General features: G+C 64.0%; 15 protein-coding genes. 8 read left to right on the top strand and 7 right to left on the bottom strand.

The window, feature by feature from the left end; translation table 11 throughout:
• The first annotated feature begins 8 nt into the window (after nt 1–8).
• Genes AC5RTS_RS07870 through AC5RTS_RS07860 form a run of 3 tightly spaced genes read left to right on the top strand, consistent with a single transcriptional unit; the run spans nt 9 to nt 2,327 of the window.
• Nucleotides 9–746: a signal peptidase I gene (locus AC5RTS_RS07870; protein ID WP_493991502.1), complete on the top strand. Its 738-nt coding sequence runs from the start codon at nt 9–11 to the stop codon at nt 744–746.
• Nucleotides 747–787: 41 nt separating this feature from the next.
• Nucleotides 788–1,702 (top strand): hypothetical protein, encoded by a 915-nt coding sequence (locus tag AC5RTS_RS07865; RefSeq protein WP_493991501.1) that lies wholly within the window; start codon nt 788–790, stop codon nt 1,700–1,702.
• A complete protein-coding gene (locus AC5RTS_RS07860) occupies nt 1,695–2,327 on the top strand; it encodes a hypothetical protein (protein WP_493991500.1) in 633 nt (210 codons plus the stop codon). Before AC5RTS_RS07865 ends, AC5RTS_RS07860 begins: the two co-directional genes overlap by 8 nt.
• A 19-nt stretch (nt 2,328–2,346) precedes the next feature.
• Here the strand turns inward: AC5RTS_RS07860 and nhaA are convergent, their stop codons facing one another.
• The 4 genes from nhaA to AC5RTS_RS07840 form a co-directional block, all read right to left on the bottom strand.
• Nucleotides 2,347–3,720, bottom strand: coding sequence for a Na+/H+ antiporter NhaA (gene nhaA / locus AC5RTS_RS07855; RefSeq protein ID WP_493991499.1), 1,374 nt, complete (start codon nt 3,718–3,720; stop codon nt 2,347–2,349).
• Nucleotides 3,721–3,907: 187 nt separating this feature from the next.
• Nucleotides 3,908–4,129: an SCO4848 family membrane protein gene (locus AC5RTS_RS07850; RefSeq protein WP_493991498.1), complete on the bottom strand. Its 222-nt coding sequence runs from the start codon at nt 4,127–4,129 to the stop codon at nt 3,908–3,910.
• 8 nt (nt 4,130–4,137) lie between these two features.
• A complete protein-coding gene (locus tag AC5RTS_RS07845) occupies nt 4,138–4,641 on the bottom strand; it encodes a DUF2505 domain-containing protein (protein WP_493991497.1) in 504 nt (167 codons plus the stop codon).
• Nucleotides 4,642–4,751: 110 nt separating this feature from the next.
• Nucleotides 4,752–5,375: a hypothetical protein gene (locus AC5RTS_RS07840; RefSeq protein ID WP_493991496.1), complete on the bottom strand. Its 624-nt coding sequence runs from the start codon at nt 5,373–5,375 to the stop codon at nt 4,752–4,754.
• A 357-nt stretch (nt 5,376–5,732) separates the two neighbouring features.
• On the opposite strand from AC5RTS_RS07840, the gene AC5RTS_RS07835 reads away from it, so the two are divergent.
• Both AC5RTS_RS07835 and mfd read left to right on the top strand, forming a co-directional pair.
• A complete protein-coding gene (locus AC5RTS_RS07835) occupies nt 5,733–7,406 on the top strand; it encodes a M28 family metallopeptidase (protein WP_493991495.1) in 1,674 nt (557 codons plus the stop codon).
• Nucleotides 7,407–7,602: 196 nt separating this feature from the next.
• On the top strand, nt 7,603–11,202 hold the full coding sequence (mfd, locus tag AC5RTS_RS07830; RefSeq protein WP_493991494.1) for a transcription-repair coupling factor: 3,600 nt from the start codon (nt 7,603–7,605) through the stop codon (nt 11,200–11,202).
• A 33-nt stretch (nt 11,203–11,235) separates the two neighbouring features.
• Here the strand turns inward: mfd and AC5RTS_RS07825 are convergent, their stop codons facing one another.
• The 3 genes from AC5RTS_RS07825 to deoC all read right to left on the bottom strand — a co-directional run bounded on the left by AC5RTS_RS07825 (nt 11,236) and on the right by deoC (nt 12,479).
• Complete coding sequence (locus AC5RTS_RS07825) at nt 11,236–11,373, bottom strand: hypothetical protein (RefSeq protein WP_493991493.1); 138 nt, start codon at nt 11,371–11,373, stop codon at nt 11,236–11,238.
• Nucleotides 11,374–11,512: 139 nt separating this feature from the next.
• Nucleotides 11,513–11,764: a hypothetical protein gene (locus AC5RTS_RS07820; protein WP_493991492.1), complete on the bottom strand. Its 252-nt coding sequence runs from the start codon at nt 11,762–11,764 to the stop codon at nt 11,513–11,515.
• Nucleotides 11,765–11,804: 40 nt separating this feature from the next.
• Nucleotides 11,805–12,479 (bottom strand): deoxyribose-phosphate aldolase, encoded by a 675-nt coding sequence (deoC, locus tag AC5RTS_RS07815; RefSeq protein WP_493991491.1) that lies wholly within the window; start codon nt 12,477–12,479, stop codon nt 11,805–11,807.
• Nucleotides 12,480–12,982: 503 nt separating this feature from the next.
• On the opposite strand from deoC, the gene AC5RTS_RS07810 reads away from it, so the two are divergent.
• The 3 genes from AC5RTS_RS07810 to AC5RTS_RS07800 all read left to right on the top strand — a co-directional run bounded on the left by AC5RTS_RS07810 (nt 12,983) and on the right by AC5RTS_RS07800 (nt 16,186).
• Nucleotides 12,983–14,011, top strand: coding sequence for a hypothetical protein (locus AC5RTS_RS07810; RefSeq protein WP_493991490.1), 1,029 nt, complete (start codon nt 12,983–12,985; stop codon nt 14,009–14,011).
• Nucleotides 14,012–14,168: 157 nt separating this feature from the next.
• Nucleotides 14,169–14,615: a DUF7793 family protein gene (locus tag AC5RTS_RS07805; RefSeq protein WP_493991489.1), complete on the top strand. Its 447-nt coding sequence runs from the start codon at nt 14,169–14,171 to the stop codon at nt 14,613–14,615.
• Nucleotides 14,612–16,186 (top strand): putative bifunctional diguanylate cyclase/phosphodiesterase, encoded by a 1,575-nt coding sequence (locus AC5RTS_RS07800; protein ID WP_493991488.1) that lies wholly within the window; start codon nt 14,612–14,614, stop codon nt 16,184–16,186. Before AC5RTS_RS07805 ends, AC5RTS_RS07800 begins: the two co-directional genes overlap by 4 nt.
• Nucleotides 16,187–16,244: the final 58 nt, after the last annotated feature.

Raw genomic sequence — 16,244 nt, 5'->3', positions numbered from 1 at the left:
AAACCGCAATGTCATCCACGAACCGCAAAGCAGAGAAGCCTTCCAGTGTGCTGGGGCTTATCGGCGCCGGCGTGAGCTACATTGCCCTCTGCCTCACGGTACTTGCCGCACTCGCCTTGGTGATTGTTCCCATGGTGACCGGTTCGCAGACCTACAGTGTCCTCACCAGCTCGATGGCCCCCAAGTACGCTCCGGGCACTTTCCTGGTGGTGAAGCCCGTGCCCTTTGAAGAGCTGCGCGTCGGCGACGTCATTACGTACCAGATTGAATCGGGCAAACCAGCCGTCATCACCCACCGAATCAGCTCCATTAGCGCCACCCAGACCGGTGAACGTCAGTTCATCACCAAAGGCGACAATAACGATATTGAAGACGAACGGCCCGTGACCGAACTGCAGGTACGCGGCAAACTGTTCTACGCCGTGCCGTACGTCGGTTTCGTAGCTAACACCCTGGGCAACTCTGACCGCGGCACGGCCGCACAGTGGGGCGCCGTGGCGCTCATGGGCTACGGCGTCGTGAGCCTTGTCAGCGGCATCCTGGCCAAGAAGCGCGGCAAGGACTCCGAAGACAACTCGGGCCAGGAATCCGGCGACAATTCCGACCCCGATTTCCCCGGCTACGGCAGCGAAGATCCGATGGACCCGTTGGAGCACGATGATCCCCGCCTTGATGACTGCGAAACCTGTGAGCACCCCCGGCGGCACCGTCACCTGATCGAGACCCGAAAGCACGCGACCGTCTAATGAACTCTCCAGCACCACGCAGGGCACAATGGGGGCGGTGGTTGGGTGTAACTGCTGCCGGATCCGTGCTCGCTGCGCTGTCCCTTGCCGGTGCCCCGGCCGCGTCCGCGGCAGGCGACAACCTCCAGTTCAGCCTGGACGGTCAGCAGTTCGAAACAACACTCGCGAGCCCCGTTTTTGCCGAATCCTTCGTTTACGTGCCCGGCTCCACATCTTCGGCTGCACTGTGGGTACGCAACAACAGTCCGGAACCGGCCGCGTTATCCTCCGCTGCGGTGATGGTCCGGTCCGATCCGGAACTCGCGGGTTATCTTGGCCTCCAAACGGGGCTGCAGCCGGATCCTGCATCCCGTGCCGTCCTCGGCGGGCAAGGGAGCTGCACCGACGTCGGCCGGTCTTGGAACATAGAGGCCGGCGGAAACGTGAAGCTGGATTTCATAGCGGATCTCGCTCTGGAAGCACCGAATGAGACCCGCAACCGCTCGGCAGAATTCGATATCGTCTTTGTACTCGAGTCCGGTGCCGCGGGAACCGGTCCCCGGTCCGTGTGCGCGGCACTTGGCAGCACTCCCGGTGAACCCGGTGGGACAGGCAATCCGCTGACCGGGGGTACCGGGGACGGTGCCGATGTTGCCGATACCGCAGTGCGGCAGAACGATAGCGACCGGCGAGTCATCGATCTGGTGACTGTGCCAGGAACGCAGGGTGCGGCGGCCACTTCCTCCGGTTTCGTTGCCCAGGCCGCTGCGCCCGAGAGGGCCGGCGCGGACCAAGCCACGCCAAAGGGTACTGCCCCGGAGGCAAAGGTGCCCCGGCCGGACGTGGAAGCAGCAGGCTTCCAGAGTACGGTGGAACCAGTCATCCGCTCCCTGTCCGGTACTCTCCTGATAGCAATGTCGGTCGCTTTGGCCGCTGCAGTGGTACTTCGGCTGAGGGAAGGTCGGCGGCATGGATAAGAAGCAGTTGGGGGCTGCGCCGGAGCACGAACCGGTCTCACCCAAACAATCCGGTTGGTTTACCCGGCTGCGCGCACAGCCGGGATTCCGCACCGCTGCCGTTGCGTTTTTCCTGACCGTGGCGCTGGGTGCGGGTGGACCGGCCGCTTACGCCTGGTGGAGTGCCTCCACCTCGGGGTTGATCACCGGTACGACTGCGGCCCCCGTCTTGCCGACGCCAAGCAGTCCGGCCTGCAGAGCCGGCACACCTAACCGCGTCGAATGGGCAAAGATGACGGGTGCGGATCCCGAAGCTGTGTACATCCTGACCTTTGAGTTGGCGAGCATGAAGGGCACGCCGGTTTCCTACGCCGTAAGCACGGGCGCCCCGGTCAACAACAACAACCGCCACAGTGTCGAGCCGACCAACCTTGCGGATCTGTTTAGGACATTCGGGGATTCGGGGTCGATTATCAAACCTGTGGAGCTCACGGTGACCCTACGTTCCGGTATCGTGTCTGTGCCCGTCGGCAAGAATCCGGTCCTGATAAAGGAGTCGGATATCTATCGGGCATCTGCCCCGAGTGGATCACCACGAATGGGCTACTACTCCGCAGGCGTATGGGGAAATTATCCCTGTTCTTAGCATTTAGCAGCCCCTGCCGCTAGCCGGCTTCGCCCTCCTGATACACATCCGGAATGCCGTCCCGGTCATCATCGCGGCGCTCCTCGGCCTCGATGGCCCGGTAGCGGCGGTTGCGAACCGTCAGCAGCACCGACGCGATGAGCGCCGCCAGCACCGAGGCAGCGAGGATGCCCACCTTGGCGTCGTCGTTGTGCGCTGACCCGACAGCGAAGCTGAGGTCATTGACCAGCAGGGAGACGGTGAAGCCAATACCGGCCAGGATGCCGATGCCCAGCAGGTCGACCCAGCGCAGGTCCGGATCCAGCCTGGCTTTGGTGCCGGCGGTGATGCCCCAGGTGGTGAGCAGGATGCCGATCGGCTTGCCCAGCACAAGGGCAATAATGATGCCGATGGCAACCGGATCGGCCAGCACACGGCTGAGCCCGTCCCAGCCGCCAATGGCGACGCCGGCGGAAAAGAACGCGAAAATCGGCACCGCGATGCCGGTGGAGATGGGACGGAACCGGTGCTCGAAGATCTCCGAGAGCCCGGGTGCCTCCGGGCTGGCGGGGAGCTTTTTCCGGTCCGGACCGCGGCGCAGCACGGGGACGGCAAAGCCCAGAAGCACGCCGGCAACGGTGGCGTGCACGCCGGAGGCATGCATCAGCGCCCACGTGGCCAGGGCCAGCGGCAGCAGGATGACCCAGGCCGGCCAGCGGCGGGTACCGAAGAATCGGGGTGCGCGCTGGACCAGAACCGTAAAGACAGCCAGCGGCACCAGCATCCACAGCAGGTACAGGGGTTGGACGTTGTCGGAGTAGAACAGGGCAATGATGGTGATTGCGATCAGGTCATCCACCACGGCCAGGGTCAGCAGGAAGATCCGCAGGGCGCTGGGCAGGTGGGAACTGATGACTGCCAGTACAGCCAGGGCAAAGGCAATATCCGTAGCAGTGGGAATGGCCCAGCCGCGCAGGCCGTCGGAACCGGCAATCAGGTTGACCGCCACATAAATAAGGGCCGGAACAACGACGCCGCCGAACGCGGCGGCAATCGGCACGATGGCCCGGCGCATGTCCCTGAGGTCGCCGGCGACGAATTCCTTCTTCAGCTCCAGACCGACCAGGAAGAAAAAGATGGCCAGCAGGCCGTCGGCCGCCCAGGTGCCGATACTCAGTTCCAGATGCCACGGCTCGTAGCCGAATTCATAGTCACGGACCGCAAAATAGGTGTCCGAGGCGGGGGAGTTGGCCCAGATCAGGGCGGCAACGGTGGCCAGGAGAAGGAGCACGCCGCCGACGGTCTCCTTGCGGAGGATCTCGCCGATGCGCAGGGTCTCACCGTAACTGGACCGGCCGAGGACGGTTCGCGGGCTCGGCGGCTTGGAGGGCAGGTTCTGGGAATCAGAGGCCATGAATCAGGTTCCTTACGGATTCGGGTACGGCAAACAATTGCCGACCAGACTTCCCGGCGCACCGCAGACCACTCTACCCGCTCTCATAGGGAACATGTGAACGGAGCCCGACGGCTGGACGCGACCGGGGCCGGGCAGCAGAACGCCCCGGCAGGAAATCCCGACGGGGCGTTGTGAAGCGGGCTGATTAGCCAATCAGGGCGCGTACGCCGATCACGATGGTCGCGAGGCCAAAGACCATTGCGGTGCTGATTTTCATCAGGTTCGTTGTCATGTACCGGGTGGCGGCACCGTTTTCATCGCGGGCTTTGGGGGACTTGAGCACGTCCTTGAGGAAGGACGGCCAGACCAGCAGAGACCAGAGGCCGGCAATAATCAGGATGATGGCAAGAGGTGCGGGAAGGCTCATAGCAGTGCTTAGCCCTGCCGGCTTTCGATCCACTTGCCGGCCTGGCCGGCCTGGATGGTCAGCGCCTTGCCGATCATCGGTTCTGCAGCCTTGGCAATCTTGTCCCCGAGGAACGGGATGGAGGAACCGACTTTGCCGTCCACATCCACGCGGGTACCTTCGGCGACGGTGACCAGACGCTGGACGGCGTTGACCTTCAGGGGCACGCCGCCGACGGAAAGCTCAACGTTTGCCTCGCGGGACCCGTCGGCAGCCGGCGCTGCCCATTCTTCCTTCTGGGTCACCGTGAGGGTTGCACCGACAAACTTCTTGGCTATGTCCGGCAGCCGGTCGGTGGGCATGGTGCGCACGGCGGTGAGTACAAATGCGCCTGCGGTGTTTCCTTCCACCGTGGCCGAGACCAGGGAGCCGCCCACATGCTCGCTGATGCTGCGCAGGAACCCCTCGTCAGCAAACGTATCCGTCACGGTGACGACGTCGTAGGGCAGGATGGTTGATGCGTTCAGGGCCATGGGTCCTCCAGATGTGGGCGTGACGCCGGATGAATACTGCGGGCAGACAGCCCGCCTACCGGCCAACCCTCATCCTAAACCGAGCACACGGCGGCCCCGAAACGGCGCGGCTAGCGGCCCAGGTTTATGCATCCCGCGGCGTTGCCCCGCTCGCCGGTGCCCGTGACCTCGTAGAGGAGGATGGACTCGCCGTCGCCGTCGTCGGGCACGGTCCAGGGCGCCGTGCTGCTCACCGTGGCGTTACCCGAGGTATCCGTGGTGAAGTCCAGTGCGAGACCGCCGTTGGCGGGATCCTGCGGATCGAGTTCCTCGTCCCCGGCAGCGGACGGGCTGGCCCCGCAGGCCTTCTGATGCAGCCGGCCGGTGTACGTGGCATTCGGAGTGAACCCCTGCGCCTGCAGTTTCACGGTGGTATCCGCCGCGGTTTCGGACACCGTGAGGATGGCCTCGGCATCATCGGGGATCAGTGCGGTGTTGTAGGTGCTGGCGACGGCGCCGTCGCAGTAGGAGCCGAAGGTGCCCTCGATCAGGCCGTCGGGGCCGGGGGTGGCATCACCGCCGCACCTGTCCGGGGTCACGGTTTCCACCGGGAGGCCCGCCGTGCCGGACTCCGAGGGGGTTGCCGACCCGGATTCCGTGCCTCCGTCATCTCCGCCGGCACATCCGCTGAGCAGCAGGGCAGATAGCGCAACACCGGAGGCCAGGAGGGCGGGAAAAGATGCTCTGCGTGCCATGGGCTGTTCCTCCGTTGCCGTGAAACCGAAAGCAGGACCGTCGCGAGGGAACTTCCAGCGTGGCAGGCGTACCGGTGAAAAACCAGACGGGCTGCCGGGTGTCAGGGGCGGGCCCGCCGAACTCACCGGCACGGATCCGGTGCCGCGGAACCGACCTGCAGCGGAACCGACCCACAGTAGGGTGTGGCCGGCCCAAAGAACAGCGGAACTGCCGCGCGGGCGGGCAATTGCCGCCGACTTTGGCGGAGGGCGCCTGCACTGCGTTCCGGCGCCGCCGGGTGTGACGTAGCTTCGGCTCACGGCGCCGCCGGACGCGGCACCGGATCACTACGCGAACCTTCACTCTTTAGGGGAGACATGAACACGAGAAAGACACTGCGGACGACGGCGTTCGCAGCAGCTGTCCTGCTGGCGACAGCGGGTGCAGCCCCGGCCATGGCGGCGGACAACACCAGGGGCGGGATGGACAGCACGCAGAAAGCAAGCGATACGGCTGCTGCCAAGGGGCATCCCGGCAAGGGCCACCCGGGGAAGGGCAACCCGGGGAAGGGCCACCCAGGGAAGGGACACCCGGGCAAAGGCCATGGGAAACCCGACGCCAGCGAACAGTTGCGCAAGAAGGTCACGGTCAAGAACGTCCTTCGGCATTTGGAAGCGCTGCAGGAAGCGGCGGACGCGAACGGCGGAAACCGTGCTGCCGGCTCGCCGGGTTACGAAGCCTCCGGACAGTACATTGAGCGGCAGCTGCGCAGAGCCGGATATCAGCCTGTGCGCCAGCCATTCTCCTACGAGCAGTTCGAGCTTTCCGGGGAAAGCCTGGAGCAGGTGAGCCCGAATGCCCGGACCTACACGGCCGGCACCGATTACAGCACCATGAGCTATTCCGGACCCGGCGATGTCACCGCGGCGGTCACCCCCGTTGATATCAATCTGACCGGAAACCGCGCCGCGACCAGCGGCTGCGAGCCGGAGGACTTCGCCGGTTTCACCCCCGGCAACATCGCCCTGCTGCAGCGCGGCGTCTGCAGCTTCGAAATCAAGGTACAGAACGCGGCAGCGGCCGGTGCCGCGGCGGCAGTGGTCTTCAACCAAGGGGACGACGTGCCCGGTGATGACCGCCTCGGGCTAATCAACGGGACGGTGGGTGCGCAGCTTTCGGCGATCCCCGCCGTCAGTGCCACCTTTGCCCTGGGCGAAGAACTGGCAGGCACGCCGGGGGCCACGCTGCACCTGATGGTCGACTCGGACGTGCGGGTCATCGAGTCCTTCAATATCCTGGCGGATACGCGCGGCGGGGACCCGAACCGGACCGTGGTGGTGGGCGCGCATCTGGATTCAGTGGCGGAAGGCCCCGGCATCAATGACAACGGCAGCGGCTCCGCGGCCACCCTGGAAACCGCCATCCAGCTGGCAAAGAGCAAGAGCCGGGTGGAAAACCGGGTCCGGTTCGCCTTCTGGGGCGGAGAGGAGGACGGTCTTGTGGGCTCAGACCATTACGTCTCGCAGCTGGACGAAGCGGGACTTGCCGGAACGCTGCTGAACCTGAACTTCGACATGGTGGGTTCACCGAACTTCGGCCGGTTCATTTACGACGGCGACGGCGACGCGTTCGATCTGAGCGGCCCCACCGGGTCCGCCGTCATCGAGGAAGTGTTCGAGGACTACTTTGCCTCGCAGAACCTCACTACCGCGCCCACTGAGTTCAGCGGACGCTCCGACTACGCGGCATTTATTGCCAACCACATTCCTGCCGGCGGTCTGTTCACCGGGGCCGAGGGCCTGAAGACCGCCGAAGAGGCGGCGCTCTTCGGCGGTACTGCCGGAGCTCCGTATGACGCCTGCTACCACGCCGAATGTGACGACATCACCAATGTGGACCGTACTGTCCTGGACCAGATGTCCGATGCCGTGGCCCATTCGGTGCTGACCTTTGCACAGACGGACGCGGACCTGCGCTCCGGTGGTGCCCAGGCGCGGCAGCAGGCCATCCCGGAACAGGGTCAATACCGCGGACACCAACTGCTCAAATAACGCCACCGGATCCTGCCGGGAGCGGCGGACACACGGCGGGGGGCTGCGCCTGCGGCCTCCCGCCGTCGTGCGTTTTCCGCTCTGAGCGGGAGCGGTCTTCCCGGCTGCCGGCAACGGGTAGGGTGGAAGAAAACCCCGGGGTTCCGTTTGTGAACTTCGGGTATTTGCGTTGCGTCGTGAAGGAGAAAACAGCCCCATGAGCCTGAACGGACTGCGTGCCGCGCTCGCCGAGGATCCGTCCTATGCCAGGGTGAAAACCCTTTCCTCCCGCGCCCCGGAGAGGCGTAGCGAGGACCTGCAGATCGGAGCCCCGCAGGGCATGCGGGCGGCACTTCTGGCCGAAATGGTGGACGGGCTGGCGGGAGCCGGAACCGGCGACGGAGTTCCACCGGTGGTTTTGGCCGTGACCGCCACCGGACGGGAGGCGGAGGACCTGGCCGCTGCGTTGCGCAGCTACCTGCCGCTGGCCGGCATCGAAGAGTTCCCCAGCTGGGAAACGCTGCCGCACGAGCGGCTTTCCCCGCGCTCGGACACGGTGGGCCGCCGCCTCTCCGTGCTGCGCCGGCTGGCGCACCCGGAGACATCCCCGGTGCAGATCGTGGTGGCCCCGGTGCGCGCCGTCGTCCAGCCGCTGGTGGCCGGGCTCGGCGAGCTGAAGCCGGTGTCCCTGAAAGTGGGACAGGAGCAACCCTTTGACGCTGTGGTGTCCGCCCTGGCCGAAGCTGCTTACGCACGCGTGGACATGGTCTCCCACCGCGGCGAATTCGCCGTCCGCGGCGGCATCCTCGACGTATTCCCGCCCACCGATGACCACCCCATCCGCATCGATTTCTTCGGGGACGAGGTGGACTCCATGCGCTGGTTTGCCGTGGCGGACCAGCGGACCCTCACCGGGGAGCATGTGGAGCACCCCACCGAGCTGTATGCCCCGCCCTGCCGGGAAATCCTGATCACCCCTTCCGTGATGAGTCGCGCCGCCAAGCTCAGGGACCAGATGCCGGCTGCGGCGGACATGCTGGAGAAGATCGCCGGCGGGATAGCTGTCGAGGGCATGGAATCCCTGGCACCGGTGCTCGTGGATTCCATGGTTCCGCTGATGGGGGAGCTGCCCGCAGGATCCATTGCCGTGGTGGTCGAGCCGGAAAAGGTCCGGGCGCGCGCCCACGATCTGGCGGCCACGAACGAGGAATTCCTGGCCGCTGCGTGGGCCACGGCGTCCGACGGCGGTTCGGCGCCGCTGGATCTCTCCGCCGGGCTCACCGCGGACCTTGATGCTGCGAGCTTCCGGTCGCTTGCCGAGACCCGCACTGCCGCGCACGCCAACAAGGTTGCCTGGTGGTCCATCACCTCGTTCAACCCCGACGACGAGACAGTGCTGGACATCGACACCTTGACCATCAACGCCCGTGAGCCGCGCGGGTACCGCGGCGACGTGGCCGAGATGATGGAATTCATCGGCGGGCGGGTCCGCGACATGTGGCGCGTCGTCGTCGTGACCGAAGGCCCGGGACCCGCGTCCCGGCTGGCGGAGCTGTTCCGCGAAAATGACATACCGGCTGCGCTGGTGGACTCCGTGGACAGTGAACCGCAACCGGGGGTCATTGCCGTCACGACGGCCAGCGCAGGCCGCGGCTACGTCTTCGACACGCTGAAGACCGGCCTGCTCACGGAGGCGGACCTGCTGGGCCGTGCCAGCGCGTACTCCACCAAGGACATGCGCAGGATGCCCTCCAAACGGCGCAACGCGGTGGATCCCCTGCAGCTGCAGGAAGGCGACTTCGTGGTGCATGAGCAGCACGGCGTCGGCAAGTTCATTGAACTGATCCAGCGCTCCACCGGTGCGGGCGCCAACAAGACGGTGCGCGAGTATCTTGTGCTCGAATATGCACCGTCCAAACGCGGCGCCCCCGGCGACCGGCTGTTTGTTCCCACCGACCAGCTGGACCAGATCACCCGGTATGTGGGCGGGGAGACCCCGGTCTTGTCCAAGATGGGCGGCTCCGACTGGGCCAAGACCAAGAGCCGGGCCCGCAAGGCGGTCAAGGAGATTGCCGGGGAGCTGATCCGGCTGTACTCGGCGCGGATGGCGTCCAAGGGCCATGCCTTCGCCACGGACACCCCGTGGCAGCGGGAACTGGAGGAAGCCTTCCCCTATGTGGAGACCCCCGACCAGCTCACCACCATTAATGAGGTGAAGGCGGACATGGAGCGTGAAGTGCCCATGGACCGCCTGGTCTCCGGCGACGTCGGCTACGGCAAAACCGAGATCGCCGTCCGGGCCGCCTTCAAGGCCGTGCAGGACGGTAAGCAGGTGGCCGTGCTGGTGCCCACCACCCTGCTGGCGCAGCAGCACATGGAGACCTTCTCTGAACGGTTCTCCGGGTTTCCGGTGCGGGTGGATTCGCTCTCCCGGTTCCAGACATCGAAGCAGGCCAAAGCCACCATCGAAGGGGTGAAGAACGGTTCGGTGGACGTGGTGATCGGTACCCACCGGCTGCTCTCCAACGAAGTCCAGTTCAAGGACCTTGGCCTGGTCATTGTGGACGAGGAACAGCGTTTCGGCGTGGAACACAAGGAAGCGCTGAAGAAAATGCGCACCAACGTCGATGTCCTGGCCATGAGTGCCACCCCGATTCCGCGTACCCTGGAAATGTCCCTGACCGGGATCCGGGAGACTTCCACGCTGGCCACGCCGCCGGAGGAACGCCACCCGGTGCTGACCTACGTGGGCCCGTACACGGACAAGCAGGCCTCTGCGGCCATCCGCCGGGAGCTGATGCGCGAGGGCCAGGTGTTCTTTGTGCACAATCGGGTCTCGTCGATTGACCGGACCGCCGCGCATCTGCAGGAACTGGTCCCCGAGGCGAGGATCGCCGTCGCCCACGGACAGATGAGTGAGTCCAAGCTCGAACAGATCATTGTCGATTTCTGGGAGAAGCGCTTCGACGTATTGGTGTGCACCACCATCATTGAGACCGGCCTGGACATCTCCAACGCCAACACCCTGATTGTGGACCGGGCGGACCACTTCGGCCTCTCCCAGCTGCACCAGCTGCGCGGACGTGTGGGGCGTGGCCGGGAACGGGCCTACGCTTATTTCCTCTACCCCTCGGAAAAGCCGCTGGGCGAGGTGGCGCTGGAACGGCTGAAAGCGGTGGCGACCCACAATGAGCTCGGCGCCGGCATGCAGCTGGCCATGAAGGACCTGGAAATCCGCGGCGCGGGCAACCTGCTGGGCGGAGAGCAGTCAGGCCACATTGCCGGTGTGGGCTTTGACCTGTACATCCGTCTGGTGGGCGAGGCGGTGGCAGACTACCGCGGCGAAGCCGAGGAAAAGGCCGCAGAAATGAAGATCGAGCTGCCCGTCAACGCCCATCTGCCGCACGAGTACGTACCGGGGGAGCGGCTGCGGCTGGAGGCCTACCGGAAACTCGCCTCGGCCATCACCAATGAAGCCATCGATGAGGTCCTGGCCGAACTGGTGGACCGCTATGGTGAGCCGCCGCAGGAAGTGAAGAACCTGATCGATGTGGCCCGCTTCCGGGTGGATGCCCGGGCGGCCGGCCTCACCGACGTCGCCCTCCAGGGCAACTTCATTAAGTTTGCGCCGGCGGAACTGCCTGAATCCCGGACCATGCGCCTGCAGCGGATGTATCCCGGCGCCCAGGTAAAGCCGGCACTCAACGCCGTCCTTGTGCCCAAGCCAAAGACTGCCCGCATTGGCGGCAGGGATCTGGTGGATGCCGAAATCCTGGCCTGGGCCAAACAGGTGCTGGAGGCGATCTTCAAGGAGTAGCGCGCCGGGGTGTCGCCCGGGGCGGAATGCGGGCTAGCCGCTAAGGGCAACGACTAAAACCACGGCGGCAGCCACCACACAGGAAGCGAGTACCGCGTAACCGACAAACGTGATGCGCTGCTGCCGGGCCCTGTCCCGGCGCCATTCCCTACGGGTCATCGTGGTAGTCATATGCAGAATCTAGGGAGAGATCGTGTGCCGCGCGAAGAGTAGGACCTACCTGCCTGCCGCCGGGCACTACTTAGTGCTTAACGACTGATGCACCCGGACCGCCTCGGCCGGGTGCATCAGTGGTTACGTAAGTGCTGCCTTACTCGTTGTGCGAGTAACCCTTGGCCAGCTCAGTGGTGGTGTCTGAACGGCCGATGCTGAAGGCCACCAGGTACACGGCAGTGCCGACTACCAGCAGGATTGCCATGGGCCAGACGTTGCCCAGGGTCAGCCAGTTCAGCGAGTACATACCGGCGCAGAACAGCGCGAAAAGTACGGTAAAGGTGATGAGGTTGCTGACCAGATGGCCCTCACCCGAGTGCGTCGGCTGCTTCGACCGTGTTCCAACCATGGAGTTCTCCGTTTCAAAAAGTGTTCTAAAGCTATGCGGGTCAGTAGTCCGACGTGGCTTTGCTTCCCTTAACAATAGCGATTCCTGAGCTCGCTCCGATACGCGTGGCTCCGGCGTCGATCATCGCCTGGGCGTCTTCGCGCGAACGCACCCCGCCGGAAGCCTTGACTCCGAGCTCCGGGCCGACGGTGCGGCGCATCAGGGCAACGTCCTCAACGGTGGCCCCGCCGCCGTTGAAGCCGGTGGAGGTCTTCACGAAATCGGCTCCCGCCTCGACCGATGCTTCGCAGGCAAGGACCTTCTGATCATCAGTGAGCAGCGACGTTTCGATAATGACCTTCAGGATGCCGCCAGCGGCATGCACTGCATCGGCAACGGCGGCAATGTCGCGGACCAGTGCGGTTTTGTCATTCCGGCGGGCGGCGGAAATGTCGATGACCATGTCGATCTCGTCCGCGCCGTCCTGGAGTGCGCCCTGCGCTTCGAATACCTTGACCTCCGTGGTGGTCGCCCCGAGGGGGAATCCGATGACGGAGCAGGTGAGCACGCCGCTGCCCTTCAGGGCAGTCCGGACGGTGCCGACCCACAGGGGATTCACGCAGACGGACTTGAAACCGTATTCCGCTGCCTCGGCGCAGACCTTGAGGATGTCCTCCCGGCTGGCCTCCGGCTTCAGGAGCGTGTGGTCAATGTAAGAGGCAATAGGGGTAGGCATGAATCCATTTTGCCATAGGGCAGCGAGGATATCCGCTGCGGAGTTTGCCGGGGAAGTGGTCCGCACGCCGGAAACAGCAATGGCCCGGATTCCCTCCACGGTGAGGGGAATCCGGGCCATTGCTGATAACTCATTAGCCGTTCGGCCACATGCCGAAAGGCTTTACCACGTTATTGGACGGAGAAAGCGGAGCCGCAGCGGCCGTTGCCGGCGCCGCTACTCCCGCTCCTGCAATAACGGCGGCCAGTACAAGTGCTGCACCAAGTTTCTTCATTCTCTACCCCTAAAAATCTATCTAATGAGTAACTACGACTCTCGAAGTATAGCTATATAGGCGGTCACCCGAATATCGTAAGCTGAGGACTTGTAGAAAAACTGAGGACAAGTTGATCTACGTTGGTCACGCCCGACTCCCGGAAACTTCCGTTTATCGCCGCGTGGGAACGTACCTGAGGCTACAGTTCAGGTTATCGATGGTTATTACAGCGAGAAAGTGCCGGGCAATGGATAGCAATACAGCGTTCATCTTGAACGAATACCGTGCTCGACAAGCCGAAGAACGCAAGGACTACGCTTCTGCGATTGAGTATTCTGTTGCGGCGGCTGAGAAGGCGGCTGAAGCAGATGATAGCTGGGGATTCTGTCGCATGACGATCAATGCGGCGGAGCTGCAGCTCGCGCTTGGTCTTATGGATGACTGCATCGCGATCTGCGCGGATCTATTCGAGACTGATGCGATAAAACAGTACCCGGATTATGAGTCACGTGCGAAGGTTCTCGTCACTCGGGCGATGCATAACCGAGGCCAGATGGGAGATGCCCTCGCGTCCGCGCGAGAGGTGTCGCGAATGCCTACGCAGGGCTTGTCCTCAGAAGGGCGCTTGAGCGTCCAGCATGTGCTCGTGGCGGCCTTGGCAGAGGAAGGCGACACGGAGTCGGCGTGGGATGAGGCCGTTCGCCTGGCCGCAATGTTGGAGGACGAACCGCTGCCCCGCGTCGCGGGAATGGCCTATTGGGCCATAGGAAACGCGGGGTTCATGTCCGGCCGGATCGATGCCGGATTGAATTATCACCGGTTAGCGGCGGAATCACTGGCGATGATCAACGACGTCAGCCTTTGGGGGCTATTCAACAAAGCATCCGCGCATATGCGGTTGACCGCAGGCTTAGTTACACAGGAGACCGTCGAATGCATTGAGCGTGCGGAAGTGGCGTACGAAGTCGTACAAGTAACTGAAATCGACGGCTACGAGATCACCATCACGCGGGCCTGGTGGGAGCTCGAGACCGGGAACCCTGAAAGAGCCAACGAGTCACTTGAACCCATAGAGGCCAAAGTGGCCGGGCCCTATCCCTTCCTTCTCGGTCGTACGCTCCAGTTGCGCGCCCGCGCCCTCTACGCGTTGGGGCGCGGGTCAGATGCTGTGGAATGTGCAGAGAAAAGTGAACGGATCTTTACCGAGGTGGGTGCCGAGGTGTTGGCAGCCGAATCGCGGAAGATCTTAGACAGCTTCGAAGAGCCGGCTCGTTAACGCGAGACACGTGCCGGCAATAACTCGATATTTAAGCATCGAAGGCGCACAATACAAACAGCGTTACAGGTCTGGTCAGGCAAGCACTAATCCGTCCTCCAGACCTACTATGGCAAATCCGCTGCATTGAGGTCCTGCGCGGCGACTTGGGGGAGCTATGGCAAGACAGAATATGGTGCAGCAAAGCAGTACACAGGACCGACCGGAGCGCCTGGAGTCCGCAGACGGGATGCGTAAAGCCCCGCCCGCAGTGAGTGCCCGGGTGGGCATGACTGCGGACGGTCAGCTGACGCTCGTGCTGCCTCCCGGCGAGGTGGTTACCGGTGCCATGGCGGCGGAAGCAGCCGAGGAGATTGAGGGCCGGGCCGGTGTGCGCCGCCTGCCGCTGCTGCTCACTCTGACAGGCGTCGAATCGATTACCCGGACCGCCCGGGACATTTTCAGTGCTGCCCGTTCCCTCTCCGCCGTCGCGGTTATCGGCATCTCACCCGTGGACCGGGTTATAGCCAATTTTCTGTTGGGCGGCGAAGTCCAACCCTGTCCTACCCGCTACTTCTCCCGCGAGGAAGACGCCCGGGCCTGGCTGAAACGGCACGCGCCGTGACAGACGCTCCAACGGAGTCCGGCCGACTGCCGGAGGATCCGCGCCTGGATCGGATTGTCGAGGGGATTGTCAGCATCGCTGCCGGAAACCTGACCTCCAGGATCCCGGTGTCCCCTGCACGGGACCAGATCGATGCCGTCAGCACCGGCATTAACCTGCTTGCCTCGGAGCTCGATGACATCTACCAGGACATGGAAAAACGGGTGGAAACCCGGACCCTGGAACTCCGCGAAGCGCACAGGCAGATGCAGCGCATGGCCCTCTCCGATCCGTTGACCGGGCTGGGCAACCGCATCGCTCTAATGCAGCACGTGCAGCAGGCATTGATGAACTGGGACGGCGGTGCATCGGCACCGGGTGTGCTGATGATCGATCTGGATGGCTTCAAGGAAATCAATGACAGCTTCGGGCACCACGCCGGAGACGTGGTGCTGCAGGAGGTGGCTGCACGCCTGCTTGCCTCCGTCCCGGAAGGTAGCTCGGTTGCGCGGCTGGGCGGTGACGAGTTCGCTGTGCTGGTTCCCGCCGTCGGGCGCCTTTCCGCGCGGGGAGTGGCCGAACAGATCCAGAACTCGTTGGGAATCCGCACCAAGATAGAGGAACTGGACGTATGGCCGCGCGCCAGCATCGGCGTCCACGTGGCGGAGCAGGGCCAGACCGCAGAAGACCTGCTGCTCTGCGCCGACACAGCCATGTATGTCGCCAAGGAAGAGGGCCCGGGGCTGGTCCGCTCCTTTGAACCGGTCATGCTGTATGCCCGTCAACTGCGACGGGAAATGGCCTCCGAGCTGCGCAGCGCGGTAGAGCGCGATGAACTGCGTCTGGTGTACCAGCCCATCGTTGATCTGGTGACCGGGCACATGCAGGGTGTGGAAGTCCTTGTCCGGTGGGAGCACCCCGCCCAGGGAATGGTCATGCCGGATATGTTCATCCCGCTTGCCGAGGAAAGCGGTGCGATTCTGCAAATCGGACGCTGGGTGCTGCGAAAGGCGCTGGAACAGCTGGCGATCTGGCGCAAAAGCGCGGAGGGCCGGGACGACTTCCACGTCCGGGTCAACGTCAGTGCGGCCGAGCTGCAGGCGATGGATCTGGTGGACTACGTCCGCTCCGTCCTGCGCGAGACGGGTGCCTCACCTCAGGAGCTGGTCCTGGAAATCACCGAGAGCGCCTTCGTGGGCAGCGGTGACGTGGAAACCTACTCCATGCGGTCGCTGAAAGCCCTCGGCGTGCGCCTGGAAATTGACGATTTCGGCACCGGATATTCCTCCATCAGTTACCTGCGCCGCCTGCCGGTACACACGGTCAAGGTGGACCGGACACTGATCGCGGACATCTGCGGCGATGAGGGGCAGCTGAAGTTCGTGGACGCCGTGCATCAGCTGATTCGGGCGGCCGGCATGGAAGCGGTGTTCGAAGGTATTGAGACCGAGCAGCAGGCCGGCAAGCTGCGCGACATGGGATGCTGCAGCGGGCAGGGCTACTACTTCAGCCGGCCCATCTCCGCAGATCAGGTGGGCACCCTGCTTGCCAGCGGCAGCCGGCTGCCGCTGGCAACGGAATTGGTTGCCTAGGCGGCCGGCTCCGCCGCAGACAGTGCAGGCCGGCGCCATGAATCGCGCCGGCCTGCAG

It is taken from the genome of Arthrobacter sp. MDT1-49-2, assembly GCF_059090185.1.
The sequence above is the reverse complement of the archived record's forward strand: the minus strand, read 5'-3'. Positions and strand labels throughout refer to the sequence as shown.